Origin of the sequence: Acinetobacter boissieri, from assembly GCF_900096955.1 — a bacterium.
Classification (GTDB): Bacteria; Pseudomonadota; Gammaproteobacteria; order Pseudomonadales; family Moraxellaceae; genus Acinetobacter; species Acinetobacter boissieri.
Map to the genome: position 1 here is coordinate 15,331 of NZ_FMYL01000007.1, position 22,623 is coordinate 37,953.

Annotated in this window: 34 protein-coding genes, 4 tRNA genes and 3 pseudogenes; 4 read left to right on the plus strand and 37 right to left on the minus strand. The window is 40.2% G+C overall.

Annotation, left to right across the window (positions count from 1 at the left end; all coding sequences use genetic code 11):
- Positions 1-127: 127 nt before the first annotated feature.
- The 4 genes from BLS38_RS08040 to BLS38_RS08055 form a co-directional block, all read right to left on the minus strand.
- Positions 128-204, minus strand: a tRNA-Arg gene (locus tag BLS38_RS08040).
- 228 nt (positions 205-432) lie between these two features.
- Positions 433-509 (minus strand) — tRNA-Arg (locus BLS38_RS08045).
- Positions 510-549: 40 nt separating this feature from the next.
- A tRNA-Arg gene (locus tag BLS38_RS08050) sits at positions 550-626 on the minus strand.
- A 9-nt stretch (positions 627-635) separates the two neighbouring features.
- A tRNA-Ser gene (locus BLS38_RS08055) sits at positions 636-725 on the minus strand.
- A 301-nt stretch (positions 726-1,026) separates the two neighbouring features.
- Between BLS38_RS08055 and rnr the strand changes: the two genes are divergently transcribed.
- The 3 genes from rnr to BLS38_RS08070 all read left to right on the plus strand — a co-directional run bounded on the left by rnr (position 1,027) and on the right by BLS38_RS08070 (position 5,894).
- A complete protein-coding gene (gene rnr, locus BLS38_RS08060) occupies positions 1,027-3,450 on the plus strand; it encodes a ribonuclease R (RefSeq protein WP_213030510.1) in 2,424 nt (807 codons plus the stop codon).
- 171 nt (positions 3,451-3,621) lie between these two features.
- Entirely contained in the window at positions 3,622-5,661 is a 2,040-nt protein-coding gene (locus BLS38_RS08065; protein ID WP_092748439.1) for a M3 family metallopeptidase, read from the plus strand.
- Positions 5,662-5,690: 29 nt separating this feature from the next.
- Positions 5,691-5,894, plus strand: coding sequence for a YheV family putative zinc ribbon protein (locus tag BLS38_RS08070; RefSeq protein WP_092748441.1), 204 nt, complete (start codon positions 5,691-5,693; stop codon positions 5,892-5,894).
- A gap of 11 nt (positions 5,895-5,905) precedes the next feature.
- Here the strand turns inward: BLS38_RS08070 and BLS38_RS08075 are convergent, their stop codons facing one another.
- From BLS38_RS08075 to BLS38_RS08090, 4 genes and pseudogenes are all read right to left on the minus strand, one after another.
- A complete protein-coding gene (locus BLS38_RS08075; RefSeq protein ID WP_092748443.1) occupies positions 5,906-6,307 on the minus strand; it encodes a hypothetical protein in 402 nt (133 codons plus the stop codon).
- Complete coding sequence (locus BLS38_RS08080) at positions 6,300-6,548, minus strand: FAD assembly factor SdhE (protein WP_092748445.1); 249 nt, start codon at positions 6,546-6,548, stop codon at positions 6,300-6,302. Before BLS38_RS08080 ends, BLS38_RS08075 begins: the two co-directional genes overlap by 8 nt.
- Before the next feature lie 549 nt (positions 6,549-7,097).
- Positions 7,098-7,331 carry a hypothetical protein gene (locus BLS38_RS13350; protein ID WP_425283478.1) on the minus strand — a complete coding sequence of 78 codons (234 nt, stop codon included), beginning with the start codon at positions 7,329-7,331 and terminating at the stop codon, positions 7,098-7,100.
- Positions 7,220-7,492, minus strand: a pseudogene (locus tag BLS38_RS08090) (hypothetical protein); the annotation flags it as partial. The pseudogene BLS38_RS08090 and the gene BLS38_RS13350, both read right to left, overlap by 112 nt.
- Between BLS38_RS08090 and BLS38_RS13185 the strand changes: the two are divergent.
- Positions 7,490-7,945, plus strand: a pseudogene (locus tag BLS38_RS13185) (transposase); the annotation flags it as partial. The pseudogenes BLS38_RS08090 and BLS38_RS13185 overlap by 3 nt on opposite strands.
- A 101-nt stretch (positions 7,946-8,046) precedes the next feature.
- Here the strand turns inward: BLS38_RS13185 and rplQ are convergent.
- From rplQ to BLS38_RS08240, 29 genes and pseudogenes are all read right to left on the minus strand, one after another.
- A complete protein-coding gene (gene rplQ, locus BLS38_RS08100; RefSeq protein WP_092748451.1) occupies positions 8,047-8,424 on the minus strand; it encodes a 50S ribosomal protein L17 in 378 nt (125 codons plus the stop codon).
- Between the two features lie 18 nt (positions 8,425-8,442).
- Positions 8,443-9,450 (minus strand): DNA-directed RNA polymerase subunit alpha, encoded by a 1,008-nt coding sequence (locus tag BLS38_RS08105; RefSeq protein WP_092748453.1) that lies wholly within the window; start codon positions 9,448-9,450, stop codon positions 8,443-8,445.
- 17 nt (positions 9,451-9,467) lie between these two features.
- Entirely contained in the window at positions 9,468-10,091 is a 624-nt protein-coding gene (rpsD, locus tag BLS38_RS08110) for a 30S ribosomal protein S4 (RefSeq protein ID WP_092748455.1), read from the minus strand.
- Positions 10,092-10,103: 12 nt separating this feature from the next.
- Positions 10,104-10,490: a 30S ribosomal protein S11 gene (rpsK, locus tag BLS38_RS08115; RefSeq protein ID WP_088823437.1), complete on the minus strand. Its 387-nt coding sequence runs from the start codon at positions 10,488-10,490 to the stop codon at positions 10,104-10,106.
- 20 nt (positions 10,491-10,510) lie between these two features.
- Positions 10,511-10,867, minus strand: a complete 357-nt coding sequence (gene rpsM / locus BLS38_RS08120) for a 30S ribosomal protein S13 (protein ID WP_092748457.1) — start codon at positions 10,865-10,867, stop codon at positions 10,511-10,513.
- A 108-nt stretch (positions 10,868-10,975) separates the two neighbouring features.
- Positions 10,976-11,092, minus strand: a complete 117-nt coding sequence (gene rpmJ / locus BLS38_RS08125; RefSeq protein ID WP_017395330.1) for a 50S ribosomal protein L36 — start codon at positions 11,090-11,092, stop codon at positions 10,976-10,978.
- Between the two features lie 21 nt (positions 11,093-11,113).
- A complete protein-coding gene (secY, locus tag BLS38_RS08130) occupies positions 11,114-12,433 on the minus strand; it encodes a preprotein translocase subunit SecY (protein ID WP_171258562.1) in 1,320 nt (439 codons plus the stop codon).
- Between the two features lie 44 nt (positions 12,434-12,477).
- Entirely contained in the window at positions 12,478-12,918 is a 441-nt protein-coding gene (rplO, locus tag BLS38_RS08135; RefSeq protein WP_092748461.1) for a 50S ribosomal protein L15, read from the minus strand.
- A 4-nt stretch (positions 12,919-12,922) separates the two neighbouring features.
- Entirely contained in the window at positions 12,923-13,099 is a 177-nt protein-coding gene (gene rpmD / locus BLS38_RS08140) for a 50S ribosomal protein L30 (RefSeq protein WP_092748463.1), read from the minus strand.
- A 7-nt stretch (positions 13,100-13,106) separates the two neighbouring features.
- Positions 13,107-13,604: a 30S ribosomal protein S5 gene (rpsE, locus tag BLS38_RS08145; protein WP_092748465.1), complete on the minus strand. Its 498-nt coding sequence runs from the start codon at positions 13,602-13,604 to the stop codon at positions 13,107-13,109.
- A 2-nt stretch (positions 13,605-13,606) separates the two neighbouring features.
- A complete protein-coding gene (rplR, locus tag BLS38_RS08150; protein WP_092748467.1) occupies positions 13,607-13,957 on the minus strand; it encodes a 50S ribosomal protein L18 in 351 nt (116 codons plus the stop codon).
- Positions 13,958-13,971: 14 nt separating this feature from the next.
- Entirely contained in the window at positions 13,972-14,505 is a 534-nt protein-coding gene (rplF, locus tag BLS38_RS08155; RefSeq protein ID WP_092748469.1) for a 50S ribosomal protein L6, read from the minus strand.
- A 13-nt stretch (positions 14,506-14,518) separates the two neighbouring features.
- Complete coding sequence (rpsH, locus tag BLS38_RS08160) at positions 14,519-14,914, minus strand: 30S ribosomal protein S8 (RefSeq protein ID WP_092748471.1); 396 nt, start codon at positions 14,912-14,914, stop codon at positions 14,519-14,521.
- 11 nt (positions 14,915-14,925) lie between these two features.
- Positions 14,926-15,231: a 30S ribosomal protein S14 gene (gene rpsN, locus BLS38_RS08165; RefSeq protein WP_092748473.1), complete on the minus strand. Its 306-nt coding sequence runs from the start codon at positions 15,229-15,231 to the stop codon at positions 14,926-14,928.
- A gap of 9 nt (positions 15,232-15,240) precedes the next feature.
- The gene (gene rplE, locus BLS38_RS08170) at positions 15,241-15,777 is read right to left on the minus strand and encodes a 50S ribosomal protein L5 (RefSeq protein ID WP_092748476.1); all 537 of its coding nucleotides are present in this window, start codon (positions 15,775-15,777) and stop codon (positions 15,241-15,243) included.
- Positions 15,778-15,793: 16 nt separating this feature from the next.
- Positions 15,794-16,114 carry a 50S ribosomal protein L24 gene (gene rplX, locus BLS38_RS08175; protein WP_092748478.1) on the minus strand — a complete coding sequence of 107 codons (321 nt, stop codon included), beginning with the start codon at positions 16,112-16,114 and terminating at the stop codon, positions 15,794-15,796.
- A 10-nt stretch (positions 16,115-16,124) separates the two neighbouring features.
- Complete coding sequence (gene rplN / locus BLS38_RS08180) at positions 16,125-16,493, minus strand: 50S ribosomal protein L14 (protein WP_092748480.1); 369 nt, start codon at positions 16,491-16,493, stop codon at positions 16,125-16,127.
- Between the two features lie 92 nt (positions 16,494-16,585).
- Positions 16,586-16,843: a 30S ribosomal protein S17 gene (gene rpsQ / locus BLS38_RS08185; protein ID WP_092748482.1), complete on the minus strand. Its 258-nt coding sequence runs from the start codon at positions 16,841-16,843 to the stop codon at positions 16,586-16,588.
- Positions 16,840-17,037: a 50S ribosomal protein L29 gene (rpmC, locus tag BLS38_RS08190; protein ID WP_092748484.1), complete on the minus strand. Its 198-nt coding sequence runs from the start codon at positions 17,035-17,037 to the stop codon at positions 16,840-16,842. The genes rpsQ and rpmC overlap by 4 nt, the downstream gene beginning before the upstream one ends.
- The gene (gene rplP, locus BLS38_RS08195) at positions 17,037-17,450 is read right to left on the minus strand and encodes a 50S ribosomal protein L16 (protein ID WP_092748486.1); all 414 of its coding nucleotides are present in this window, start codon (positions 17,448-17,450) and stop codon (positions 17,037-17,039) included. Before rplP ends, rpmC begins: the two co-directional genes overlap by 1 nt.
- A pseudogene (rpsC, locus tag BLS38_RS08200) lies at positions 17,390-18,203 on the minus strand (30S ribosomal protein S3). Before rpsC ends, rplP begins: the two are co-directional and overlap by 61 nt.
- A gap of 1 nt (position 18,204) precedes the next feature.
- A complete protein-coding gene (gene rplV, locus BLS38_RS08205; protein WP_092748490.1) occupies positions 18,205-18,534 on the minus strand; it encodes a 50S ribosomal protein L22 in 330 nt (109 codons plus the stop codon).
- 10 nt (positions 18,535-18,544) lie between these two features.
- Positions 18,545-18,820, minus strand: coding sequence for a 30S ribosomal protein S19 (gene rpsS, locus BLS38_RS08210; RefSeq protein WP_092748492.1), 276 nt, complete (start codon positions 18,818-18,820; stop codon positions 18,545-18,547).
- Between the two features lie 20 nt (positions 18,821-18,840).
- Positions 18,841-19,665 carry a 50S ribosomal protein L2 gene (rplB, locus tag BLS38_RS08215; protein WP_092748494.1) on the minus strand — a complete coding sequence of 275 codons (825 nt, stop codon included), beginning with the start codon at positions 19,663-19,665 and terminating at the stop codon, positions 18,841-18,843.
- Between the two features lie 11 nt (positions 19,666-19,676).
- A complete protein-coding gene (rplW, locus tag BLS38_RS08220) occupies positions 19,677-19,997 on the minus strand; it encodes a 50S ribosomal protein L23 (protein WP_092748496.1) in 321 nt (106 codons plus the stop codon).
- A complete protein-coding gene (gene rplD / locus BLS38_RS08225; protein ID WP_092748498.1) occupies positions 19,994-20,596 on the minus strand; it encodes a 50S ribosomal protein L4 in 603 nt (200 codons plus the stop codon). Before rplD ends, rplW begins: the two co-directional genes overlap by 4 nt.
- A gap of 11 nt (positions 20,597-20,607) precedes the next feature.
- On the minus strand, positions 20,608-21,246 hold the full coding sequence (rplC, locus tag BLS38_RS08230; RefSeq protein WP_092748500.1) for a 50S ribosomal protein L3: 639 nt from the start codon (positions 21,244-21,246) through the stop codon (positions 20,608-20,610).
- A 57-nt stretch (positions 21,247-21,303) separates the two neighbouring features.
- Positions 21,304-21,615 (minus strand): 30S ribosomal protein S10, encoded by a 312-nt coding sequence (gene rpsJ / locus BLS38_RS08235; RefSeq protein ID WP_000070912.1) that lies wholly within the window; start codon positions 21,613-21,615, stop codon positions 21,304-21,306.
- A 246-nt stretch (positions 21,616-21,861) separates the two neighbouring features.
- Positions 21,862-22,578: a type 1 glutamine amidotransferase gene (locus BLS38_RS08240; RefSeq protein WP_092748502.1), complete on the minus strand. Its 717-nt coding sequence runs from the start codon at positions 22,576-22,578 to the stop codon at positions 21,862-21,864.
- Between the last annotated feature and the right edge of the window lie 45 nt (positions 22,579-22,623).

The window sequence follows — 22,623 nt, forward strand, 5'->3', positions numbered from 1 at the left end:
CACTTTACAGGACATAAAAATATGACCTATTAGAGCATAAAGTACTTTTTTTTAGTATGGCTTGTTTTAATCAACACAGAAAATAAACATACAAAAAAACCGCTATATTTAGCGGTTTCTTAAAAATTGGTGCGCTCAGAGAGATTCGAACTCCCGACCCCTTAGTTCGTAGCCAAGTGCTCTATCCAGCTGAGCTATGAGCGCATTGTTTTTCAATGTTGCGCATTATACGCAGTTTTAATCAATTGCATAGCTTTTTTCATAGATTAAAGCACAGATGTTGCTTATTTATGCAATATATAGAGTTTTACGAGTTAAGCCATCAATATAATTTCTTTTGAAAACAAGATGCCACAGCAGATATAAAAAAGTTGTTAAATCTATAAATTACAGACATAAAAAAACCGCTATCATTTAGCGGTAATTTTAATATGGTGCGCTCAGAGAGATTCGAACTCCCGACCCCTTAGTTCGTAGCCAAGTGCTCTATCCAGCTGAGCTATGAGCGCATCAGTTGCCATATTGGCGTGTCGTTACTTGTATTTGATTTGGTGCGCTCAGAGAGATTCGAACTCCCGACCCCTTAGTTCGTAGCCAAGTGCTCTATCCAGCTGAGCTATGAGCGCATTAAATCGTGGCGGTGAGAGAGGGATTCGAACCCTCGATACAGTTACCCGTATGCATCCTTAGCAGGGATGTGGTTTCAGCCACTCACCCATCTCACCGTAACGAGACGCCATAATACAAACTTCATGTCCCTTACGCAAGGGATGAAAGCAATTATTTTAAAAATAATGCATTGATTAATTAATTTTTAAACAATTTTAGCTAATTTGTTCTTTTTATACACAATTATTTTTCATAACCCATTTATTTGACTGCCTAATGTGGTCTGTTATTTCAAATCACGCAATGATCACACCACAAGTTAGTAAATAAATGCATCTATAAATGATGTTCCGTGTGCCAATCTATGACTTATGCTAAAGTAAGACCATCATTTATGTACATATAAGAAGTGACACCATGGATAAAAACTGGGTCGACCCCGAAGCAAAGTCCGAATCAGAACGCTACGACAACCCAATTCCAAGTCGTACGCTTATTTCAGATACGATTCAACAAGCCAATACTGCCCTCTCTCATGCAGAATTAGTAGATCACTTTCAAATACAAGACCAAAAAAGTATAGAAGCACTTGGACATCGTTTAAATGCGATGATTAGAGACGGCCAATTAGGCAAAGAAGGCATTAAGTTTTTTATACTAGCACCTGAACCAACGCAAGACGCTACGGTTTACATTAATAGTAAAGGTTTTGGTGTTGCACAAATTGATGGTGAAGAAAAACTACAACTTGCTGAACGTGAACTTAGATTGGCATTTAACGGCGATAGAGTTGCTGTGCGTAAAACATCTATAGATCGCAAAGGAAAAACATGGGGGCGTATTGAAGAAATTAAACAGCACCGTGTTAAACAACTCATTGGTAAACTGTGCCAACACGAAGGTGAATATTTTATTCAACCAGCCATGCCAAACCAACATCAGCCGATTACACTTGAAAAAGAGCTTGTTGCGCATGCACAAATAAAACTTGGTGATTCAGTTCGTATAGCTATAGATGATTATCCAACCCGTGACAGCTTTGCCACAGGGCATGTTGTACAATCTATGGCGGATAAAGCAGACACTGAAATTATTATTCCACAAACCATTTTAGAGTTTGGCCTACCCTACGAATTTCCAGAAGAAGTGGTTGCTGAAGCTGAGCGTTTCAAAGAACCTACCGCTAAAGACCGAGCTGACCGTATTGATTTAAGAGATTTGCCATTGGTCACCATTGATGGTGAAGATGCCCGAGATTTTGACGACGCAGTCTATGCTGAAAAACGCCCAGGGGGTGGTTATCGTGTTGTTGTGGCAATTGCCGATGTCAGCCACTATGTGCGTTTAGGCAAGCCTTTAGATGATGAAGCACAAGAGCGAGGTACATCGGTTTACTTCCCTCACTATGTACTTCCAATGCTCCCTGAAGCTTTGTCTAATGGGCTATGTTCACTTAACCCACATGTCGACCGATTGTGTATGGTCTGTGATTTAACTTTATCTCGTTTAGGCCGTGTTACAGGGTACAAGTTTTATCCAAGTGTTATGCATTCTAAAGCACGCTTAACGTATACCCAAGTGGGTCAGTTTTTTGATGGCGAAACGAAAGCTATTCCAGAAGACAAAAGCATCCATAAATCGCTCAATACCTTATTCCAACTGTATCAAATTTTGAAAGGCTTACGTAGCGAACGCCATGCGATGGAATTCGAAACGACAGAAACGTATATGACCTTTGATGAGTTAGGAGGCATTAAAGAAATCTTACCAAGATCTCGTAATGAAGCCCATAAACTGATTGAAGAATGCATGTTATTGGCCAACGTCGCTGCGGCTGAATATGCACTCACCAATGATGTAGATATGCTATACCGTGTACATGAGCCACCTGAATTTTCTCGTACTCAAAAAGTACGTGACTTTGTAAAGCTTCTTGGTTTTCATTTTCCAGAACAGCCGACACAAGCAGATTATCAAGCTATTATTGAAGCCACAAAAGACCGTGTAGATGCGCAAACTATTCACGCAGTCTTGTTACGTTCAATGATGCAAGCATACTATGGTGCTAAAAATGCGGGGCACTTTGGCTTAGCATACGATGCATATACACATTTCACTTCACCGATTCGTCGTTATCCAGATTTACTGCTACATCGCGCAATTAAAGCCAAACTCAGCGAAAAACTATCGCCTATTTCAGGTCAAGCCCTAAATGATGCGGGTGAGCATTTTTCACGGACTGAACGACGTGCAGATGAGGCATCTCGTAGCGTAACATCTTGGCTTAAATGCCACTATATGCAACAGCATTTAGGTGATGAGTTTATCGGACACATTACGACTGTTACAGAATTTGGCTTATTCATCACGCTTAAAGATTTATATGTTGATGGTATGATTCATATTAGCCAATTGGGTGATGATTTCTTTGTATACGATGCATCAAGTCAGACATTAATCGGGCAAAACCGTGGGCAAGTTTTTGGGTTAGGCGATGAAGTCAAAATTCAAGTGGCTGGCGTAAACTTAGAAGAACGTAAAATCGATTTTTCTTTAACTAAACAGGTAACTCATGCGGGCCGTGCTGTTCGTGAGCGAGCACCACGTACACAAAGACCAGTGCCCACTGAAGATGGCTTTGTACCTATTGCAAAGAAAGTCAGTAAATCTAACCCTGTAAGCGAAGAAAAACCTGCAGAACCTGTGAAAAAGAAAAAACGTAGCTCTAAAAAATCAAGTAGCTACAAAGCAGACACAGATCAGAAAAAAACAGGGAGTAAAGAGAAAATTAAAAAGTCTAAGAAGAAGAAAAAATCTAATGCGAAAATAAAACAAGACTAAATAGCGAGCCCGTCTAAAGATCAAGCCAAGCATTGTCTTGGCTTGATCTACTTCTATCAAAGAATGCCACACAAAACCATAAAATATAGTTAATAAAACGTAAATAACCCTTGATTTTAATAGGGGAAACGCATAAACCTATAAATATACACCCAATTAGGCAATCATGTAATGACACTCTCTACGGCAACCTTGCCAGTATCCGATTTTTCAAATATTACTATTACTCAACTCAAAAAAAACGTAGAAGACGTTATTTTAAAAGGACAATCTTTTTTAGATGAGCTTAAAACGGTGCCACATACTGTTGAAGCACAGATGGATACCATTAATAACTTAGATGAGTTATCTAACCAAATTGATGCAACATGGGGCACTCTCTCTCACCTCAATACTGTAATGAGTGATGCAGAAACACGTGAAGCCTATCAAGCTGTGCTTCCTCAATTAAGTCAGTTTTCAACGCACATTGGACAACATACCGCTTTATATCAAACCTACCAGGCACTGCATGATAGTGATGCATTTAAACAACTTGATGAAGCACAACAAAGTGCCATTCGTCTATCACTCGATAATTTCAAACGTTCAGGCGTTGCATTAGAAGGAGAAAAGAAAACTCGTTTTGCAGAAATTTCAGCACGCTTATCACAACTATCTTCAGATTTCTCTAACCATGTACTTGACGCAACCCAAGCTTATGTCAAACCACTGACAGAAGCAGAACTAAAAGGCTTACCAGACAGTGCGGTAGAGCTACTGAAACAATATGGACAGCAACATCAACTAGAACAAGCTGCTGCAACACTTGATTTTCCATCATATATTGCGATTATGACGTATGCTGAAGATCGCGAATTGCGAGAAGCACTCTATAAAGCCTACTGCACTAAAGCATCGGACCAAGGTTCTGATCCTTCGCTAGATAATACAGCAATCATTGAAGAAATCTTGCAACTTCGCCAAGAAAAATCGGAGTTACTCGGTTTTAATAACTATGCAGAATTTTCAATTGCAGCAAAAATGGCACCTGATGTAAATACGGTACATGAGTTTTTACTCAACCTTGCAGAACATGCAAAAAAACCAGCATCTGAAGAAATTCAAGCTCTCAAAGAGATTGCAACAAAAGATGGCATCACCCAAATTCAACCATGGGATGCGACTTTTTATTCAGAAAAGCTCAAACAACAACTATTTAACTTGTCACAAGAAGAGCTCAAGCCTTACTTCCCCGCACCAAAAGTGATTGAAGGTTTATTTGGTATTATTAAACAGCTCTATAAAATAGATATTATTGAACGAAAAGCACCTGTATGGCATAAAGATGTACAGTATTTTGAAATTGAAGATCAAGGCGAAGTAATTGCTGGCTTTTATTTCGACCTATACGCTCGCCAAGGTAAACGAGGCGGTGCATGGATGAATGGCGCACACTCTAGAATGCAAACCTCAAATGGCTTACAAAAGCCAATCTGTTACATGGTATGCAACTTTACACCGCCTGTCGCAGATCAACCTGCTCTCATTACCCATGATGAAGTACTTACGCTATTCCATGAGTTTGGACATGGCCTACATCATATGCTTACCGAGGTAGATAACATATCTGTAGCGGGAACCAATGGCGTAGCATGGGATGCTGTTGAGCTTCCAAGCCAATTTATGGAGTTTTGGACTTGGGATAAAACTGCACTTGACCAACTTACAGGGCACGTAAATACAAAAGAAACGCTTCCTCAACACTTGCTTGATGCATTACTCAATGCACGCTTCTTCCAGTCAGGTATGCAAACCTTACGTCAAATTGAATTTGCTTTATTTGACCTCAGTATTCATATGCAAAATAAAGCCTTAAATGCTCCAGAAGTACAGCATATGCTTGACGAACTTCGTGCTAAAATCTCAGTATTACCAACGATTAAATATAATCGTTTTCAACATAGCTTTAGTCATATTTTTGCTGGCGGCTATGCTGCAGGTTACTATTCTTATAAATGGGCAGAAGTATTAGCAAGTGATGCATTTGAGCGCTTTGAAGAAGAAGGGCTATTTAACCAAGCCACTGGCCATGAATTCAGATCTGCTATTCTAGCTGTAGGGGGCAAAAACGATGCTCTTGATGCTTTCATCCAATTTAGGGGTCGTGAACCAAAAATAGATGCCCTGTTAAAACACCAAGGTTGGACTGAAGCAACCGTATCTTCATAAATTGAGTAATATATGGTGAGTATAATTTTATGAAAAAAAGATTTATTGCAGGTGCTGTCTGCCCTAAATGTCAGGCTTTAGATCGTATTATTATGCTCACCAATCACTTAGGTGAAGAACATATCGAATGTATTTCGTGTGATTATCGTGATACACGTCCACAACAAATAAACTCAAGTAAATTAAGTCAAGTAGATGAGGTTGGTGTTATTAAATTCAGACCTAAAGGTTGAATATTATCTTTTTAATTTAATGACTTACCATAAATCTTTGCTAAGATTTTCATTTTTTTATAATCTTTACCTGTCAATTGGTCTCTCCAAACAATTTGGGTAGACCATTTCTCTTTTTTAGCAAAACAAAAAGCAAAATATAATTGATGATCTAAAATTGAACACACTTCTTTCGTTACTACACCATCTATGTACTCAAACGTCCATATATTTTTATCTAACCATGCCAATGAGTATAATTTGGGTGTTTTCTTAAAAAAAACATATAAATTCCAAGTTAAAAAACCTACTAGTAAAATAGTATAAGTAAGTCCAACTGATTGATATATAAAGATTACCATTAAAACAAATAAAATGAATTGGAACCAATACTTTAAACGGCTTTTAGAAATTGGAAAATAGAGATCACCCATGTATATAACACTTTAGTTTTTGAATAAATACTTTTATTTCTTCAGACGGTGATTTATCTTCATTCATAAACCAATCGAGTAAATCTGGATCTTCACATTCGATTAATTCTTCAAAGAGCTTTTGTTCTGTTTCAGATGCATTTAAATAATATTGCCTTACATAAGGGTCAAAATAAATATCTAATTCTTTTAAACCTCGTCTTGCTCTATAAATAGTTTTGCGTTGTTGTAAATTCATCATTTTTATTCCATATTTTATATAATTATAACAAGAATTCTGTTTAAGTATTTCGCTAAAAAAGGACAAAATTATAACTATAAGTTGAGTAACTATAATCAAATAATCTAATTATTCACACAGAAGTGAAAAATATCTGAAAGAGTTGATCAATACAATCTTCCCGCCATTATTTTCTCTTTTTCTTAATTCATGCCCATATCTTTTCAATAAAATGTAAATCTGGGCTATACAAGGGAAGCCATAAAATTTAATGCCTAGGTTGTTCTAATAATTCCTGTATATCTATTCGTTCATGGCGGGTCGCATTATCCATCACGATGACACAGTGTGTAGGTAATTCAGAAATAAGAAAATGCTCTACCCAGAAATGAAATACATCTGAATTAATTTTGCACTAGAATAAGCCGACTACAAAATAGTTGACCTTGATATAATGCACCAATCGGATTGGTTTGGTTCTTTGATTGCCAGTTAAATCAACCATAACATGGTGTTCCTTTGGGAGAATAACCATGAGATCGATGATCGTGTGATTTGAACCCACTTCCATCAAGATAAACAATGGGGTGTTTTTTGTTGAAGTTGATCTAAAACTTTGGTGAATGCTGATCTGAGGGATTCTTTTGCTTGTGAGTGCTGTAAGGTCTTTTTTCCACTGTAATTCCTAAACGTTTTAATGCATAACCAATAAGATTCTGCTGAGCAGAAAAGACGTACAGCACGCTCATACTGATAATCATCAGGATACTTTTTAATATCTGCATGGAGTTCGTCATCGTCAATTTTAAAATTTTTCCGTGGTCAAGTTCTTTTAACGTCAATCCGTTTTTCCAACTCAAAATTGTATTTTTATCAATTTCAAATGATGCAGATACCACTCGTATGGAATATCCTTCCTCAAGCTTCGCTATGACTTTTCGTCTAAAATGTTCTAAATAACTCATTCTTATATTTTTGATTGTTTGACTATAGGTAAAATTTCTATGGGATAGTTCTTTGGCTGTAAGTTACATGTGGCAATAATGCTGATGGAGATATGGTCAGTACAACTTTATCAAATGGACATATTCTCAATATTAAAATAGTAGAAGATTTAGTCAAAGCTTTTAAAGCGACAGTTTATGCAGATCATGGCTATATTAGCCAAATCCTGAAAGAGAGACTGAAGTTGCAAAGTATTGATTTAGTGACTTACCACCAAAGAAATATAAATATTATTCAAACACTTAAGATAGATCAGCACCATTTAAAAAAAAGAAATAAGATTGAGACCTTATTCAGTTTACTTAAAGGAAAATACAACTTAGACAAATAAAGCGAGAAGTGTTCAAGGGTATTTATCTAGAATTTATGCGTCTTTATGTGCAATGTTAATAAGCAGACCATTCAAGTTATGAAGGCTTCAGCTCAAAAAGAATTCGAGTTACTATAGATTAAAGAAGTTATATGTAATAAAAAAGGCCAGATAATCTGACCTTTTTTATTATTACTTAAGCAATTACTCTGCTGAAGTATTTACTTCACGATCTACAAGCTCGATATAAGCCATCGGTGCTGCATCTCCAGCACGGAAGCCTGCTTTAAGCACGCGTAGATAGCCGCCGTTACGCTCTTTGTAGCGAGGGCCTAGAACGGTAAATAACTTACCAACAGTTGCTGCATTACGAGTACGAGCAAACGCGATACGACGGTTTGCTACAGTGTCGTTTTTAGCTAAAGTGATTAAAGGCTCAGCAACACGACGAAGCTCTTTCGCCTTAGGTAAAGTCGTTTTAATTAACTCATGCTCAACTAGAGCATTTGCTAAATTTTGAAACAACGCCTTACGGTGGCTGCTTGTACGGCCTAATTTCACACCACTATTACGATGACGCATGGTGATAGTCCTACTTAATTAACGGCTACGATAGGCAAAACGGTCGTCCATACGAAGACTAGCTGGTGGCCAGTTCTCTAGACGCATACCTAGTTGTAAACCTTTCGATGCCAACACATCTTTAATCTCAGTCAACGATTTTTTACCCAAGTTTGGAGTTTTTAACAACTCTACTTCAGTACGCTGAACAAGATCACCAATGTAATAAATATTTTCTGCTTTTAAACAATTCGCAGAACGAACAGTAAGCTCTAGATCATCTACTGGACGAAGCAAGATTGGATCAACTTCTTCGCGAGGTTCTTGAGCAACTGGTGTTTGATCTTTTTGCAAGTCAACAAATATTGCGATTTGCTGTTGCAAGATTGTTGCTGCCTTACGAATTGCTTCTTCAGGATCAACAGTACCATTTGTTTCAAGATCAATGATCAACTTATCAAGGTCTGTACGTTGTTCTACACGTGCATTTTCAACAGTGTAAGAAATACGTTTGATTGGGCTATAGCTTGCATCTAACTGTAAACGTCCAACTGGGCGAGTTTCGCCTTCAGGAAAACGTGAATCAGATGTTTCATAGCCACGACCTTGAGCAACTTTAAGGCGCATCTTTAATGAACCAGATGTACTCAAAGTACCGATCACATGCTCAGGGTTAACCAATTCAACATTATGTGGCAAACGAAGGTCAGCAGCTGTAACATCGCCTGGACCTTGTTTTTCTAATGTTAAATATGCTTCATTTTGATCGAACAGCTTAATCGACAATCCTTTAAGGTTCAGCAAGAGCTCGACGATGTCCTGCTGCAAGCCTTCTAAAGTACTGTACTCGTGCTCGACGCCTTCTATTTCAACTTCTACCACAGCAGCGCCAGGCAAAGAAGACAATAGAATGCGACGTAAAGCATTACCAAGAGTATGACCAAAGCCACGCTCTAATGGTTCAAGAATCACTTTTGCCGAGGTCCCGCTTGCCGCTTCGACCTTGATCGCTTGCGGAGTAAGAAACTCGTTTGCAGTACGCGTCATTATTGCTACCTCAAGGATTATTTAGAATACAATTCTACAATCAAGCTTTCATTGATTTCAGCAGGTAGATCAGAACGATCTGGTGCAGCTTTAAACGTACCTTCAAATTTAGAATGATCAATCTCAATCCAAGTAGGAAGACCACGTTGAGTCGCTAATTCAACTGCGCTTTTAATACGTAGTTGTTGTTTAGCACCTTCGTGTACGGCAATTACATCACCAGCTTTTACTTGAATAGACGCAATGTTTACACGACGACCATTTAAAGTAATAGAACGGTGACTTACTAATTGACGCGCTTCTGCACGTGTAGAACCAAAACCCATGCGATAAACAACGTTATCAAGACGGCTTTCAAGTAACTTTAATAAGTTTTCACCTGTTGCGCCTTTAACACGAGCAGCTTCTTTATAGTAATTACTAAACTGACGCTCTAAAACACCGTACATACGACGTACTTTTTGTTTTTCACGTAATTGTAGTGAGTACTCTGATTGCTTTGCACGTGACTGGCCATGTTGACCAGGTGCTTTAGCATGTTTTTTAGTTTTGACGTCAAATGGTTTAACGCCAGATTTAAGTTGCAGGTCAGTCCCTTCACGACGAGAGAGTTTGCATTTTGGACCAATATAACGAGCCATGAATGTTTCTCCTTAGACGCGACGTTTTTTAGGTGGACGACAACCGTTGTGAGGAATTGGTGTCACATCGGTAATGCTGCTAATCTTATAACCCACTGCTCCTAATGCACGAACCGCGGACTCACGACCTGGACCAGGACCTTTCACAAGGACTTCCAAGTTTTTCAAACCGTAATCTAAAGCAGCTTTACCAGCAACTTCAGCAGCTACCTGAGCAGCAAACGGAGTTGATTTACGTGAACCACGGAAGCCTTGTCCACCAGAGGTAGCCCAAGCCAATGCATTACCTTGACGATCGGTAATCGTTACAATGGTGTTATTAAAAGAAGCGTGAATGTGTGCAACACCTTCAGAGACGGTACGAGTGACCTTCTTGCGTGCGCGAGTATCTTTAGCCATCTTTTAGCTTCCAGAAAATCTTACTTTTTAATCGGTTTGCGCGGACCTTTGCGGGTACGTGCGTTAGTTTTTGTGCGTTGACCGCGGACAGGCAAGCTACGACGATGACGAAGGCCACGATAGCAACCTAAATCCATTAAACGTTTAATGTTCATGGAAATTTCGCGACGCAAATCACCTTCGGTTGGAACCTTAGCAACTTCTGCGCGAATCGCATCAAGCTGAGCATCATCCAATTCACGTACTTTTGTAGTGAAGCCAATGCCAGCAGCTGCAAGAATATTCTCTGCAGTGTGACGACCTACACCAAAAATGTAAGTGAGGGAGATAACAGCATGCTTGTTATCCGGAATGTTTACACCGGCAATACGAGCCATTCACTTTCTCCAAAAAGGCAGTTGAGTTAACAGACCACCCATTAAAATTCTTAAGGAGCGGATATTAACTCAATTCACCTACTGAAATCAACAGTCTAAGTTATTTTATTAACCTTGACGCTGTTTATGACGAGGTTCTGCGTTACAAATCACGCGAATAACCCCATTACGACGGATAACTTTACAGCTACCACAAATTTTCTTTACAGAAGCTTGTACTTTCATGATGAAAACCTCTAAGTGCGCTTATCCCTTAGGATGAGCTGTCGTTTTTTTCATCAATGTTTGATTATCATATTGATGTGATGTCAAGTGTGACTGTAGTTGGGCCATAAAATCCATTACGACAACTACAACAATTAACAATGATGTACCACCAACATTCATTGTCATACTAAATGTACTTTGCAGTATCATTGGCATTAAACAAATAAAGGTAATATATATCGCACCAATAAACGTCAAACGATTGAGAATATGATCTAAGTAACGAGCTGTTTGCTCTCCTGGGCGTATACCAGGCACATAAGCACCACTACGTTTTAAATTTTCTGCAACTTCTTTGGGACTAAATACCAATGCCGTATAGAAATAACAGAAAAATATAATTAGCGCAGCGAACAACACCAAGTACAACGTATGTCCAGGCGACAACACGAGCGCCAAATCTTGCAAACCACGCTTAATAAAACCAGCATTAGGATCTGTACTACCTACCCACTGCCCAAGACTTGCCGGGAACAATAGGAGTGAGCTTGCAAAAATTGCTGGAATAACACCAGCCATATTAATTTTTAATGGCAAATGTGTTTGTTGCGCAGTAAAAATTCGACGTCCTTGTTGTTTTTGTGCATAGTTTACAGTAATTCTACGTTGTGCTTTTTCAATAAATACAATCGCAATTAAAACAGCAAGTGCAAGCAATGCAAGCACTACCAAGCCAATTATACTTGTTTGGCCATTTTCTACTGCAGAGAACGACTGTAAAACTAAATTAGGTAGATTTGCAACAATGCCTGCAAATATGATCATAGAGATACCATTACCAATACCACGTTCGGTAATTTGCTCTCCCAACCACATTAAAAACATTGTTCCAGCAATCAAAGATGTTACTGCAGGAATGTAAAATGCCAAGCCCGAGTTTAAAGTAATGCCTTGAGAGATTAACCCTGCACACATACCTGTAGCTTGGACTATTGCTAAAATCAAAGTCCCTTGTCGGGTATATTGATTAATTTTACGTTTACCTTGCTCGCCTTCTTTTTTCAAAGCTTCTAAAGAAGGAATCACTGTTGACATTAACTGCACAATAATCGAGGCAGAAATATAAGGCATGATTCCTAGTGCTAGAATAGACATACGTTGTAATGCACCACCAGAGAACATGTTAAACAAACCAAGAATTGTTCCTTGATTTGCATTAAACAAATGCTCTAGTGCTGCATTATTTATGCCTGGTACGGGAATATGCGATCCTAGTCTAAACACCAATAATGCACAGATTAAAAACACCATGCGACGTATAATTTCACGGTATTTTACGTGGAAAGGCTGAGCTTTCATCATGTGAACATGACTTGAAGAACTAGGAGACATAGACACTCGTATTACTCCTCGACTTTACCGCCAGCAGCTTCAATTGCAACTTTAGCGCCTTTAGTCAACACAACACCTTTAACAGTGAATGCACGAGTTACTTCGCCTGAAAGCACAATACGAGCACGTATTTGGTCACGACGCACAACGTTTGCAGCCTTTAAAGTTTCAAGGCTAACAATATCGCCTTCAACTTTATTTAATTCAGAAACACGTACTTCAGCAGTTTTTAACGCTAACTGACTTGTGAAACCAAACTTAGGCAAACGACGATAAAGTGCTGTTTGACCACCTTCAAAGCCGGGACGAACGCCACCGCTTTTACGTGATTTTTGCCCTTTAACACCACGACCACCAGTCTTACCGACACCAGAACCGATACCACGGCCAAGACGACGGTGTTCGCGCTTTGCACCTTCTGCAGGTGATAGTTCATTTAAACGCAGAGTCATAGCCTTACCCCTCTACACTAACCATATAGTAGACTTTATTGATCATACCACGGTTAGAAGGTGTATCTTGCACTTCTACAGTATGACCGATGCGACGCAGACCTAAACCTTGTAGGCACAGTTTATGATTTTTCAAACGGTGCGAAGAAGATTTGATCTGGGTAACTTTAATCGTTTTCATGATCTATTTACCCTTGAATTTCTGCTACAGTTTTACCACGTTTCGCAGCGACTTTCTCAGGAGAAGTCATATCACGCAAACCTTTAAAAGTCGCGTTAACTACGTTAGCAGCATTTGTAGAACCATAACATTTAGCAAGTACGTTATGCACACCTGCTGCTTCTAAAACAGCACGCATCGCACCACCAGCAATTACACCAGTACCTTCTGAAGCAGGCTGCATATACACACGGCTTGCACCATGACGGCCATTCACAGGGTGTTGTAAAGTGTTTCCGCTTAGGTCAACAGTAATCATGTTGCGACGTGCTGCTTCAAGTGCTTTAGAAATAGCAGCAGGAACTTCACGCGCTTTACCGCGACCAAAACCAACACGACCGTTACCATCACCTACCACAGTCAATGCTGTGAAAGAGAAAATACGACCACCTTTTACAACCTTGGCTACACGATCAACGGCAACCAGTTTCTCAACGAGACCTTCGTTTTGTTCAACTTTCGCCATGATTAGAACTCCAAGCCAGCTTCACGGGCAGCATCAGCTAAAGCTTTGATACGACCATGATATTTAAAACCAGAACGATCAAATGCAACTTTTGTAACACCAGCAGCTTTTGCACGTTCTGCGATTAATGCACCCACTTTAGTTGCAGCTGCAACGTTACCAGTGCCATCGCTACGTAGTGATGTATCTAAAGTAGAAGCTTGAGCTAATACTTTGCCACCATCTGCAGAGATAATTTGAGCATAGATGTGACGCGGTGTGCGGTTGACGCACAAACGAGTCGCACCCAATGCACGAATGTGCAAGCGTGTGCTTTTTGCACGACGCAAACGGGATTGTTTCTTTTCGTTCATAAGAACCTCGCGCCTTATTTCTTCTTAGCTTCTTTACGAAGAATAACTTCATCCGAATAACGAACACCTTTACCTTTATATGGCTCAGGAGAACGATAAGCACGAATATTTGCAGCCACTTGGCCTAACAACTGTTTGTTTGCTGATTTCAGCACAATTTCAGTTGCAGTCGGAGTTTCTGCAGTTACACCTTCAGGTAATGCGTAATCAATTGGATGTGAGAAACCTAGGTTAAGATTTACTACACTTCCTTTTACTGCAGCTTTATAACCAACGCCAACAAGTTGGAGTTTACGTTCAAAGCCTTCGTTTACGCCTTTAACAAGATTATTTAATACAGCGCGAGCAGTACCAGCTTGCATCCAAGCATCTTGCGAGTTTTTAACTGGAGCAAGTTGAAGTTGACCTTCTTCCTGTTTTAGCTCGACCAGCGCATGCAGGTTGAAAGACAATGTACCTTTCGTGCCTTTCACTTCGACCTGCCGGCCGTTCTGAGTAACTGATACACCATTTGGTACAGTTACTGGGGCTTTAGCCACACGAGACATGAGGAATCACCTATTAAGAAACAAAAGCAATAACTTCACCACCGATGCCTGCAGCACGTGCAGCGCGATCAGTCATGATGCCTTTGCTTGTAGAAACAATTGCAATACCCAAACCTTGCTTAACGCTTGGAAGTTTATCTTTACCGCGATACTGACGTAAACCTGGACGGCTTACACGTTTCACAGTTTCGATAACTGGTTTGCCTTCGAAATATTTTAAAGTAATAGTCAAAGTAGCTTTGCCTTCAAGATCAGCAACTTCTACATTTGAAATATAACCTTCTTGTTCTAAAACGTTTGCAATTGCAACTTTTAGATTAGAACTTGGCATAGAAACAGTTTGTTTTTTTGCCATTTGTGCGTTACGAACACGTGTTAGCATGTCGGCAACGGTATCTTGCATACTCATATAGTCGCCCCTTACCAGCTAGCTTTCACAACGCCCGGTACATCACCTTGCATTACTGTTTCACGTAATTTATTACGGCTTAAGCCGAATTTACGGAAGTAACCATGAGGGCGACCAGTTAAACCACAACGGTTGCGAAGACGTACAGGAGATGCATTACGTGGCAACGCTTGTAATTTTAGCATTGCCTCGAAACGTTCTTCGTCACTTGCATTTGCATTTGCAATCACTGCTTTTAATTCAGCACGTTTTGCAGCAAATTTAGTAACTGTTTTTTCGCGCTTTAATTCGCGATTAATCATACCTTTCTTAGCCATATCGACCTCTTATTTGAACGGGAAGCCGAATGTACGCATAAGCGCACGGCCTTCGTCATCGGTGCGAGCAGTCGTAGTAATAGTAATATCCATACCACGAATACGATCAATCTTATCAAAATCGATTTCAGGAAAAACGATTTGCTCTTTCAAACCCATTGAATAGTTACCACGACCATCAAATGATTTTGAAGAAAAACCACGGAAGTCACGGATACGAGGGATTGCAATAGAGATCAAACGGTCTAAGAACTCATACATTTGCTCGCCACGTAATGTAACTTTACATCCGATTGGCCAACCATCACGGATTTTAAAACCAGCGATTGATTTACGAGCAAGTGTAAGTACAGGCTTCTGACCAGCAATAAGTTGCATATCAGAAAGTGCACCATCTAATAATTTCTTATCAGCTGCTGCAGCACCAACACCCATATTCAGTGTAATTTTTGTAATGCGTGGAATTTGCATTACGTTTGCTAGACCAAGTTCTTCTCTTAACTTTGCCTTGAGCTCTTCGTTGTAACGTGTTTTAAGTCTGGCCATTGCCTTTTTCAACCTATTACTTTGCTACCGCCACTGATTCACCATTTGATTTATATACACGAGTTTTTGTGTTGTTTTCATCAAATTGGTAACCAATACGGTCAGCTTTTTGGGTTGTAGCATTTAAAATTGCCACATTAGAGATATGAAGCGCCGCCTCTTGAGTAACAATACCGCCTTCGGCGCCTGTTGCTTTATTAGGTTTTTGGTGCTTCTTCACCAAATTAAGGCCTTCAACCTTAATACGGTCATTAGAAACAGACAAAACAGTACCTTGTTTGCCTTTCTCTTTACCTGCGATCACAATAATTTGATCGCCTTTTCTGATTTTAGCCATGATCGCCTCTTTATAGAACTTCTGGAGCTAATGAAATAATTTTCATAAACTGTTCAGTACGAAGTTCACGAGTCACTGGTCCAAAGATACGAGTTGCAATCGGTGCTTTGTTATTGTTTAACAAAACTGCAGCATTATCATCAAAACGGATCACTGATCCATCTGGACGACGAGTACCAAATTTTGTACGCACAACAACTGCATTCATCACGTCACCTTTTTTAACACGGCCACGCGGGATTGCTTCTTTTACAGTAACTTTAATAATATCGCCAACTGAAGCATAACGACGGTGTGAACCACCCAGTACTTTAATACACTGTACGCGGCGTGCACCACTGTTGTCTGCTACGTCAAGCATCGTTTCGGTTTGAATCATTGCCCTACTCCAAAACCGAGCATCACCGGTCACAATTTCGAAAGACGCATAGCGTACTCGAAATCAACCGATGATGCAACAAGAACGTCTAATTACTCAGCAGCTGCTTCAACAACTTCAACTAAAGCCCAAGCTTTAGTTTTAGATACTGGGCGGCTTTCTTTAATGGTCACAGTGTCGCCAATCTTAGCAACATTGTTCTCATCATGAGCGTGTAATTTTGTTGAACGGCGGATTGATTTGCCATACAACGGGTGTTGAACTTGGCGTTCAATAAGCACAACAATAGATTTTTCCATTTTGTCGCTTACGACTTTACCAGTCAACGTGCGGACTGTTTTTTCATTCATTGTCCGTTCCCCTCTTTTTCGGTAAGGAGTGTCTTAATACGAGCAATAGTTTTACGAGTAACAGGCACTTCGTGCGTTTTACCCAATTGACCAGTTGCTTTAGCCATACGAAGACGGAATTGGTTTAGCTGAGTTTCATCAAGCACAGCTTTCAACTCTTCTACCGATTTTTCACGTAGATCTTTAGTTTTCATTACATTACCGTCCGATTCACGATAGCAGTTTTAAACGGAAGTTTAGCAGCAGCTAAAGCAAATGCTTCACGCGCTAATTCTTCGCTTACACCTTCCATCTCGTAAAGAATCTTACCTGGTTTGATTTCACAAACCCAGTATTCCACACTACCTTTACCTTTACCCATACGCACTTCAAGAGGCTTTTGAGTAATTGGTTTGTCTGGGAATACACGAATGAAGATTTTACCACCACGTTTAACACGACGGCTAATAGTACGACGAGCAGCTTCAATTTGACGTGCAGTCATACGACCACGTTCAACTGACTTAAGCGCAATTGTACCAAAAGATACAGTACTACCGCGATGTGCTAGACCAGTGTTACGGCCTTTTTGCACTTTACGAAATTTTGTACGTTTAGGTTGCAACATGAATTATTCTCCCTTAGCAGCAGAACGATCATTGCGACGACCACGACGCTCTTGACCTTCACGACCGCGACCACGTTTCGCTGGACGCTCTTCTTGTGGTGCAGGGTTCATGACTTGTTTCATGCCACCTAGAATCTCACCACGGAAGACCCATACTTTAACGCCGATCGTACCGTAAGTTGTTTCAGCACGTACAGATGCATAGTCAATATCCGCACGAAGTGTATGTAAAGGCACACGACCCTCACGATACCATTCAGTACGTGCAATTTCTGCACCACCAAGACGGCCAGAAACTTCGACTTTGATACCCTTAGCACCAGCACGCATAGAGTTTTGTACCGCACGCTTCATTGCACGACGGAACATCACACGCTTTTCTAACTGAGAAGCAATCGCTTCAGCAACAAGTTTCGCATCTAAGTCTGGGCGTTCGATTTCATTGATACTTACTTGTGCTGGCATACCCATGATTGAGGTAAGCTCACGTTGTAATTTCTCAATGTCTTCGCCTTTCTTACCAATAACGATACCAGGACGAGCTGTGCTAATTGTTATTTTAGCTGCACCCGTTGGACGTTCGATAAGAATATTACTTACCATTGCACTCTTCAACTTCTTCGTTAAAAACTCACGAACTTGAAGATCTTTTAGTAAATATTCAGAATATTGTTTCGGACTCGCATACCAGTTAGCGTTATGACGTTTCACAACACCTAGGCGGATACCGATTGGATGAACCTTCTGACCCATATCAAACTCCTACCTTAACAGTGATGTGACAAGTACGCTTAGTAATGCGATCTGCACGACCTTTCGCACGTGGCATAATACGCTTCAAGCTCACACCTTCATCAACATAGATTGTTGAAACTTTAAGGTCATCAACATCTAAATTGTTATTGTGTTCAGCATTTGCAATCGCAGATTCTAGTGCTTTTTTAACAAAAACAGCAGCTTTTTTATTGCTAAAGTTTAAGATATCTAATGCACGAGCAATCGATTTACCACGGACTTGATCAGCAACCAAACGTGTTTTTTGTGCCGAGATAGCGGCACCGCGTAATTTTGCAGTAACTTCCATCATAGCACCCTTAACGTTTAGACTTCTTGTCAACACCGTGACCACGATAGGTACGAGTTGGCGCAAATTCACCGAGTTTATGACCAACCATATGCTCAGAGACAATCACTGGAACATGGTTACGACCATTGTGAACAGAAATTGTTAAACCAACAAAGTCTGGGAGGATCATCGAACGACGAGACCAAGTTTTGATCGGCTTGCGTGAATTACTTGCAACAGCCACTTCAATCTTAGCGAACAAGTGCGCATCGACGAATGGGCCTTTTTTCAATGAACGAGGCATTTGTCAGATTCCTTTACTTGTTACTTAACGCGACGGTCGCGAATAATCATCTTAGTCGTACGCTTATTGGTACGTGTTTTGTACCCTTTAGCTTTTTGACCCCATGGGCTCACAGGTTGAATACCCTTGTTACGCCCTTCACCACCACCGTGTGGGTGATCTACTGGGTTCATAGCCATACCACGTACGGTAGGACGAACACCACGCCAACGAGAAGCACCAGCTTTACCAAGTGAACGTAAGTTACTTTCTTGGTTAGACACTTCACCGATTACAGCACGACATTCAACATGAACTTTACGCATTTCACCTGAACGTAGACGAAGGATTGCATAAGAACCGTCACGACCCAATAACTGAACAGAAGTACCAGCAGAACGTGCTAACTGAGCACCTTTACCGATTTTAAGTTCAATATTGTGTAGCGTTGAACCGATTGGCATGTTGCGAAGTGGCAAGCAGTTACCTGGACGAATTGGAGCATCGTTACCAGATTGTACTTTATCACCAGCGCGTAGGCCTTTAGGTGCAATGATATAACGACGCTCACCATCAGCATATACTAACAAAGCAATATGCGCTGTACGGTTAGGATCGTATTCAATACGTTCTACAGTTGCAGGAACACTATCTTTATTGCGCTTAAAGTCAACAATACGATAGTTTTGTTTATGACCACCACCAACATGGCGAGTAGTAATATGACCGTTATTATTACGACCACCTGTTCTTTTTTTACTTTCTACCAATGCGGCAAAAGGGCGACCTTTGTATAGGTGGTCATGAACCACTTTTTCTACAAAGCGACGTCCTGGAGACGTTGGCTTACATTTTTGAATAGGCATAATTCTCGTCCTTATTCCGCTGTGGTTTCAGCGGTATCGCCCAAGTCAGCCATTTCAACATCTTGGCCAGCTTTCAGGGTGACGTATGCTTTTTTAACATCAGAACGACGTCCTAATGTTTTACCAAAGCGTTTTGTTTTACCTTTAGTGATCGTTGTATTTACTTTCACAACTTCAACACCAAATAGTTGCTCTACAGCTTTTTTAACTTCAAGTTTAGTAGCATTAATATCTACTTTAAATACTTGAACGCCTGCTGTTTCGCCTAAAACTTGTGCTTTCTCTGAGAATACTGGTCCACGAAGGATTTGATAGATACGTTCGTTATTCATCCGAGTTCTACCTCAATTTTCTTAGCAGCAGCTACAGACATCACAACTTTATCAAAAGCGATTAGACTTACAGGATCAATTGTCGCTGAATCAATCACATCTACATGTGGCAAGTTGCGTGCTGCAAGATACAAGTTCTCATCTACAGCATCAGTAACGATTAATGCACGTGGTGCATTTAATTCGTTTAGCTTTGCAAGTAATTCTTTTGTTTTAGGCGCAGAAACCTGAACGTCTTCAACAAGTACTAAGCGCTCTTGACGAACTAACTCAGCAAGAATACATTGCATCGCACCGCGATACATTTTACGGTTAACTTTTTGAGACCAATCTTGTGGACGAGCAGCAAAAGTCTTACCACCACCAACCCAGATTGGGCTACGAATTGAGCCTGCACGTGCACGGCCAGTACCTTTTTGACGGAATGGTTTAATACCACCACCAGATACTTCACCACGTGATTTTTGAGCGCGAGAACCTTGACGACCACCTGCTAAATAAGCAGTAACAACTTGGTGTACAAGTGCTTCGTTAAATTCACGACCAAAAGCAACTTCAGACAATTCAACAGCAGAACCGGAAACAGTTTTTAAATTCACGTTATTTCCCCTCAAGCCTTGATCGTAGGACGAACAACAACGTCACCACCTGTTGAACCAGGAATTGCACCCTTAACAACAAGAATTGAACGCTCTGCATCGATTGAAACAACTTCAAGACCTTGAACTGTTACGCGAGCATCACCTAAGTGACCAGGCATTTTCTTGCCTTTAAATACGCGTCCAGGTGTTTGGTTTTGACCTGTTGAACCAAGTGCACGGTGAGATAGTGAGTTACCGTGTGTTGCATCTTGCGTACGGAAGTTCCAACGCTTAACACCACCTTGGAAACCTTTACCTTTAGATTGTCCAGTAATGTCAACAACTTGACCTACTGTAAACAAATCCACACCGATTGTTCCACCAACTTCACGACCTTCTAGTTCAGCTTCCGTAGCACGGAATTCTTTCACTAAACGACCAGCTGAAACACCAGCTTTTGCAAAATGACCTTTTTGAGCCTTTGTTACGCGCGACTCACGGCGTTCGCCAGTTGTTACTTGAACAGCTTGATAACCATCAGTTTCAAGTGTTTTGATTTGAGTAATGCGGTTCGCATCCACTTCAATCACTGTAACAGGCACAGAAACACCGGCTTCTGTAAAAATACGGGTCATACCGCATTTACGACCGACTAAACCAATAGCCATGTGTGTAAACCTCTTAAAATGCGGCTTAATTAACTTAAGTTAATCAACCGACAAGCCTTATCCCAATGCGATCTGAACATCAACACCAGCTGCAAGATCTAATTTCATCAATGCATCAACAGTTTTGTCTGTTGGTTGAACGATGTCGATCAAACGTTTGTAGGTGCGTATTTCGTATTGATCACGCGCATCTTTATTCACATGCGGTGAAGTCAGAACGTTGAAGCGTTCGATGCGAGTAGGCATCGGGATTGGACCACACACTTGTGCACCAGTACGCTTAGCTGTTTCTACGATCTCTTGAGCAGATTGATCAATCAGACGATGATCAAAAGACTTAAGACGGATACGGATTCTCTGGTTAGACATACCAGTAAACTCCAAGCCAAAATATATAAAGAATCACCCATGACGCACCTCACCTATTGGTAAGTGTCAAGGGTAGTGAAAATCACTAAGGTCATGATCGATGCCATGACTGTAACGATACAGTAATCTAAATTAAGACACTGCCCTTCGAATTGAAGGTGCTTTATTATAACGACTGTTTACAGATTAAGCAAATTATTTTTAGGATAGATTACTCTTTTATGTATAGTCATGCCAAAAACTGGACTACGGTTGCAACACATATTCTATTGCTTGCTCTAAAACACGATGACTGTTCAAAAAATAATCTTTAGGTGCATTTTTAAGCTGAATAAATGACTGTTCCGTATCAAAGATATTCTCTGCTTCGTCCAAAAACTCAGTCAAACCATCTTGAGTGATTTCTAAAGAGAACTGAAAACCCAAAATATTTCGACCAATTTGGTAACACGAATTCTGAAAATTTTCGTTTGTTGCTAAAGAAATTGCACCCTTAGGTAAGGCAGAAATATCTTGACTCAATGACATGACATGCATTTCTTGGGGCATTTTAAAGCAATCATTGGGTAAATTAGCAACACTTTGCACCCTATTCCAACTCATTGTATACCTTTCATTCTTTAATACAGGTGCGCCTAGCGCACTGGCAATAATTTGCCCACCAACACACAAACCCAACACTGGCTTTTTTAAAGCAATATAACGACGAATCCAACGCTTTTCAATCTTCAACCAAGGGTAATTTGCTTCATCTTCAGCATGAATCTTACCTCCCATAACAATAAGTAAATCAACATCTTGAATGTTAGGCAAGGCTTCTATATCTAAAGCAATTTCAGTGGGTAGTGCAAAAAACTCTGTGGTACTGACTTGAGCGTGGTGCGTAAGCAATAACTCACGACAGCTGTTTAAATTATCACAAGCAGTATGTTGAAAGCAGTGTACTCTCAAATTTTGCTTCATTGTTGTTCTCATATACATAAAATAGATTGTTAAAAATCTAACTGC

What these genes read in the sequence shown, in the direction of transcription:
- rnr (WP_213030510.1), top strand. Translation starts at nt 1,027, where the DNA reads ATGGATAAAAACTGGGTCGACCCCGAAGCAAAGTCCGAATCAGAACGC.
- BLS38_RS08065 (WP_092748439.1), top strand. Translation starts at nt 3,622, where the DNA reads ATGACACTCTCTACGGCAACCTTGCCAGTATCCGATTTTTCAAATATT.
- BLS38_RS08070 (WP_092748441.1), top strand. Translation starts at nt 5,691, where the DNA reads ATGAAAAAAAGATTTATTGCAGGTGCTGTCTGCCCTAAATGTCAGGCT.
- BLS38_RS08075 (WP_092748443.1), bottom strand. Translation starts at nt 6,307, where the DNA reads ATGGGTGATCTCTATTTTCCAATTTCTAAAAGCCGTTTAAAGTATTGG.
- BLS38_RS08080 (WP_092748445.1), bottom strand. Translation starts at nt 6,548, where the DNA reads ATGATGAATTTACAACAACGCAAAACTATTTATAGAGCAAGACGAGGT.
- rplQ (WP_092748451.1), bottom strand. Translation starts at nt 8,424, where the DNA reads ATGCGTCATCGTAATAGTGGTGTGAAATTAGGCCGTACAAGCAGCCAC.
- BLS38_RS08105 (WP_092748453.1), bottom strand. Translation starts at nt 9,450, where the DNA reads ATGACGCGTACTGCAAACGAGTTTCTTACTCCGCAAGCGATCAAGGTC.
- rpsD (WP_092748455.1), bottom strand. Translation starts at nt 10,091, where the DNA reads ATGGCTCGTTATATTGGTCCAAAATGCAAACTCTCTCGTCGTGAAGGG.
- rpsK (WP_088823437.1), bottom strand. Translation starts at nt 10,490, where the DNA reads ATGGCTAAAGATACTCGCGCACGCAAGAAGGTCACTCGTACCGTCTCT.
- rpsM (WP_092748457.1), bottom strand. Translation starts at nt 10,867, where the DNA reads ATGGCTCGTATTGCCGGTGTAAACATTCCGGATAACAAGCATGCTGTT.
- rpmJ (WP_017395330.1), bottom strand. Translation starts at nt 11,092, where the DNA reads ATGAAAGTACAAGCTTCTGTAAAGAAAATTTGTGGTAGCTGTAAAGTT.
- secY (WP_171258562.1), bottom strand. Translation starts at nt 12,433, where the DNA reads ATGAAAGCTCAGCCTTTCCACGTAAAATACCGTGAAATTATACGTCGC.
- rplO (WP_092748461.1), bottom strand. Translation starts at nt 12,918, where the DNA reads ATGACTCTGCGTTTAAATGAACTATCACCTGCAGAAGGTGCAAAGCGC.
- rpmD (WP_092748463.1), bottom strand. Translation starts at nt 13,099, where the DNA reads ATGAAAACGATTAAAGTTACCCAGATCAAATCTTCTTCGCACCGTTTG.
- rpsE (WP_092748465.1), bottom strand. Translation starts at nt 13,604, where the DNA reads ATGGCGAAAGTTGAACAAAACGAAGGTCTCGTTGAGAAACTGGTTGCC.
- rplR (WP_092748467.1), bottom strand. Translation starts at nt 13,957, where the DNA reads ATGAACGAAAAGAAACAATCCCGTTTGCGTCGTGCAAAAAGCACACGC.
- rplF (WP_092748469.1), bottom strand. Translation starts at nt 14,505, where the DNA reads ATGTCTCGTGTGGCTAAAGCCCCAGTAACTGTACCAAATGGTGTATCA.
- rpsH (WP_092748471.1), bottom strand. Translation starts at nt 14,914, where the DNA reads ATGAGTATGCAAGATACCGTTGCCGACATGCTAACACGTGTTCGTAAC.
- rpsN (WP_092748473.1), bottom strand. Translation starts at nt 15,231, where the DNA reads ATGGCTAAGAAAGGTATGATTAATCGCGAATTAAAGCGCGAAAAAACA.
- rplE (WP_092748476.1), bottom strand. Translation starts at nt 15,777, where the DNA reads ATGGCCAGACTTAAAACACGTTACAACGAAGAGCTCAAGGCAAAGTTA.
- rplX (WP_092748478.1), bottom strand. Translation starts at nt 16,114, where the DNA reads ATGGCTAAAATCAGAAAAGGCGATCAAATTATTGTGATCGCAGGTAAA.
- rplN (WP_092748480.1), bottom strand. Translation starts at nt 16,493, where the DNA reads ATGATTCAAACCGAAACGATGCTTGACGTAGCAGACAACAGTGGTGCA.
- rpsQ (WP_092748482.1), bottom strand. Translation starts at nt 16,843, where the DNA reads ATGAATGAAAAAACAGTCCGCACGTTGACTGGTAAAGTCGTAAGCGAC.
- rpmC (WP_092748484.1), bottom strand. Translation starts at nt 17,037, where the DNA reads ATGAAAACTAAAGATCTACGTGAAAAATCGGTAGAAGAGTTGAAAGCT.
- rplP (WP_092748486.1), bottom strand. Translation starts at nt 17,450, where the DNA reads ATGTTGCAACCTAAACGTACAAAATTTCGTAAAGTGCAAAAAGGCCGT.
- rplV (WP_092748490.1), bottom strand. Translation starts at nt 18,534, where the DNA reads ATGGAAGTTACTGCAAAATTACGCGGTGCCGCTATCTCGGCACAAAAA.
- rpsS (WP_092748492.1), bottom strand. Translation starts at nt 18,820, where the DNA reads ATGCCTCGTTCATTGAAAAAAGGCCCATTCGTCGATGCGCACTTGTTC.
- rplB (WP_092748494.1), bottom strand. Translation starts at nt 19,665, where the DNA reads ATGCCTATTCAAAAATGTAAGCCAACGTCTCCAGGACGTCGCTTTGTA.
- rplW (WP_092748496.1), bottom strand. Translation starts at nt 19,997, where the DNA reads ATGAATAACGAACGTATCTATCAAATCCTTCGTGGACCAGTATTCTCA.
- rplC (WP_092748500.1), bottom strand. Translation starts at nt 21,246, where the DNA reads ATGGCTATTGGTTTAGTCGGTCGTAAATGCGGTATGACCCGTATTTTT.
- rpsJ (WP_000070912.1), bottom strand. Translation starts at nt 21,615, where the DNA reads ATGTCTAACCAGAGAATCCGTATCCGTCTTAAGTCTTTTGATCATCGT.
- BLS38_RS08240 (WP_092748502.1), bottom strand. Translation starts at nt 22,578, where the DNA reads ATGAAGCAAAATTTGAGAGTACACTGCTTTCAACATACTGCTTGTGAT.